General features: G+C 68.4%; 3 protein-coding genes. All 3 read right to left on the bottom strand.

The features are described from left to right. Positions 1 to 62: 62 nt before the first annotated feature. Positions 63 to 872 carry an ABC transporter permease gene (locus ACJ8AT_RS07380; RefSeq protein ID WP_407736917.1) on the bottom strand — a complete coding sequence of 270 codons (810 nt, stop codon included), beginning with the start codon at positions 870 to 872 and terminating at the stop codon, positions 63 to 65. Continuing rightward, a complete protein-coding gene (locus ACJ8AT_RS07385; RefSeq protein ID WP_407736918.1) occupies positions 869 to 1,825 on the bottom strand; it encodes an ABC transporter ATP-binding protein in 957 nt (318 codons plus the stop codon). The genes ACJ8AT_RS07380 and ACJ8AT_RS07385 overlap by 4 nt, the downstream gene beginning before the upstream one ends. Next, a partial coding sequence (locus ACJ8AT_RS07390) for a SagB family peptide dehydrogenase (RefSeq protein WP_407736919.1) occupies positions 1,807 to 2,842 on the bottom strand: 1,036 nt, incomplete at its 5' end. The genes ACJ8AT_RS07385 and ACJ8AT_RS07390, both read right to left, overlap by 19 nt.

The following is a 2,842-nucleotide window of genomic DNA, read 5'->3' on the forward strand; positions in this document are numbered from 1 at the left end:
CCAACATCTTCACCAAGGCCTGGATGGAGAGCAAGAGCCGCTGAGCCCCCAGGCCCCAGGGCTCACTGGAAGCTGCTCTCCTCGCGCCGGTAGCCCACGACGGCCAGGGCGATGAACACGACCGTGAAGCCCAGCAGGGCCAGCACATGCACCCAGGGGTTGCCTCCCCGGCCCGCGCCGATCTGCCGCAGCGCCAGCTGCGCGAAGTGGTAGGGCGGCATGAACACCGAGATGCGCTGCACGAAGCTCGGCAGCATCTCCAGCGGCAACCAGAGCCCCGACGCGAAGGACATGGGCATGTAGATGAGGTTGGCCAGCGCGGGCGAGGTGTTGGCGCCGGCGAAGTAGCCCATGGCCAGCCCCAGCGCGGTAAAGGGCAGCGAGCCCAGCAGCAGCACCCCGCCCAACGTCAGCCACTGCTGGGGCTCGAGCCGCGCGCCGCCCAAGGTGGCCCCCAGGATGAAGAGCATCACGACGATGAGCAGGTTGAACATCGTCGCCATGATGATCTTCGCGATGAAGAACGCCTCCGGCGGCATGGGCGAGACGCGCTTGAGGATGAGCCACCCCTGCGCGCGCTCGGTGGCAATGCCCACGCCGAAGCTGAAGAGCGACACGCCCACGACGCCGAAGGTGCCGTAGGTGGCCAGCATGTACGTGGGCACGCGGATGTTGTTGGACAGGTACTGCTTGGCGAACGTCAGCCCGAAGATCACATAGAAGAGCAGCGGGGCCACGAGCGTAGGCACCACGAAGGTGGGCGAGCGCAACAGCTTGAGGAACTCCGCCTTCACCTCCAGGGCGTAGATGCGAAGACGGCTGCGGCCCGCGGCAGGCGCCGCCTTGACCACGGCACCCGGCGTGGCGCTCATGACTTGTTCTCCCGTGAGATGATCTCGAAGAAGGCCTCTTCCAGCCCCACGGGCTTCACCGTGAGCCCCTTCAGATCCGGATCCCGCTGGTACAGCTCGCGGGCGATGGGGATCTCCGGCTGGGCGACGATCTCCATCCACTCTCCGCTGAGCTGGGCCTTCTTGACGCCTGGGATGGCGAGGATGTCGTTCACGGCCATCCGGGTGATGCAGGTGACGTGCTGCCCGTCCACGTGAGCCTTGATGACGCGCGGCGCGCCCTGCATCAGCAGCCGGCCCTTGTGGATGAGGACGATCAGGTTCGCCAGCGCGTCCGCCTCTTCCAGGTAGTGGGTGGTCAGCACGATGGTACGCCGGGCCGAGGCGATCTCGCGGATGCGCCCCCAGAAGCGGCGGCGCGCCTCCACGTCCAGGTTGACGGTGGGCTCGTCCAGCAGGACCACCTCCGGGTTGCCGCAGATGGCCAGCGCGAAGCGCACCCGCTGCCGCTCTCCCGAGGACAGCGCGTTCATCATGCGGCGCTCGAACCCCTGGAGCTCGGCCATGGCCACCGTCTCCTTCAGCGAGAACGGAGCCGGGTAGTAGCTGGAGAAGAGCTCGATGATCTCGCCCACGCGCAGCCTCGGAGGCAGGCGGGTGTTCTGGACCATGGCTCCCAGGTGGATACGGTTCTCGGGCACCACGGGATCCACCCCGAACACGCGCACCCGGCCCCGGGTGGGCTTGAGCAGGCCCAGCATCAGATGGATGGTGGTGCTCTTGCCGGCGCCATTGGGGCCCAGCAGGCCAAGGATCTCCCCCGGGCGCACCGCCAGGTTGACGTCCTCGAGGGCCCGCACGTCACCGTAGTGCTTGGTCACGCCCTCCAGCAGGAGCGCTGGAGGTGTGGCGTCAGCCGGCGCGGGCGCTTCGAGCGGCGGAGTGTCCTTCAGCTTCACTTCGGTTGCTCCCATGACTCCCGCCTGCCTACAGGCAGCATGTAGAACGCGGCCTGGTTGACTCCGTCGAGGTACAGCACCTGGTTGAGCAGGTCGTCGTAGAAGCCTCCCACGGTGATGCACGACAGGCTCATCGCCGTGGCCACGAGGCAGACATTCTGCGTCAAATGGCCACACTCCAACAGGGCCAGGCGCAAAGCTCGCGGCCCGTAGCGGCGGCGCTGGTAGGTGAGATCCGCCGCGACGAAGAGCCACAAGGGAGCGTCCGTGGCCTCAATCGCTGGCTGGGCCTCTTGCATGAGGAAGGGCGAGCAGGCTCGCAGCAGCGCCGCCTCGGGCGCCGGGGCCACCCACTGCAGGGCGTGAGCGAGATCGTCGTAGCGGTACAGCCCCGTCTCCACCCCGGGCACGCGGCGGGCCAGCACGTAGGTGCGCAGCGGATAGCGCGCCCCCGCGGATGGATAGACACGCTGCCGGATCTTCAAGGGCTGCCCCGGCCGGGGGACCTCCATGGTGCGCGCATAGCCGGCGGAGAACTTCAGCAGGGTGGACAGCTCCTCCGGGGAGAGACTGCCGGCATAGCCGCTGTACCGGCTGCGGCGCGCAAGCAGCACCTCTCCCAGCGGCATCTGGAGCAGGCCGGGGTTCGCCGGCGGCAGCGCTACCGGCGAGCGTCCCGGCCACCGCATGGGAGCGGGTGGCTCGTCCGAGAACTCCGCGTCGGAAGGCCCCATGTCGGCGCCGAGGTGACGCGACAGCTTGCTCTGCTCCTGGTAGCGGCGATCCACGCCCTCCACTCCATCCGGCGTGCCGGGCGGGGCGGGGCTGGCGTGGGCGAGGATCAGCGAGGCGAGCCACCCCACGTGACACTCCTCGGGGATGCTCAAGCCCAACCGGTTGTGCAGCATGTGGAGCTGCGAGCGCATGATGTCCAGGGGCTTCACCGAGAGGCGCCCCTGGCGCTCGGCCTCCTGGTAGCGCTCCAGGGCCGCGCGGATGCGCTGGGCCCAGACGGCGAAGATCGACGGCGGC

Origin of the sequence: Hyalangium sp., from assembly GCF_045802625.1 — a bacterium.
GTDB lineage: Bacteria > Myxococcota > Myxococcia > Myxococcales > Myxococcaceae > Hyalangium.

Coding starts and splice junctions, on each gene's coding strand:
- ACJ8AT_RS07380 (WP_407736917.1), bottom strand. CDS start 872: ATGAGCGCCACGCCGGGTGCCGTGGTCAAGGCGGCGCCTGCCGCGGGC.
- ACJ8AT_RS07385 (WP_407736918.1), bottom strand. CDS start 1,825: ATGGGAGCAACCGAAGTGAAGCTGAAGGACACTCCGCCGCTCGAAGCG.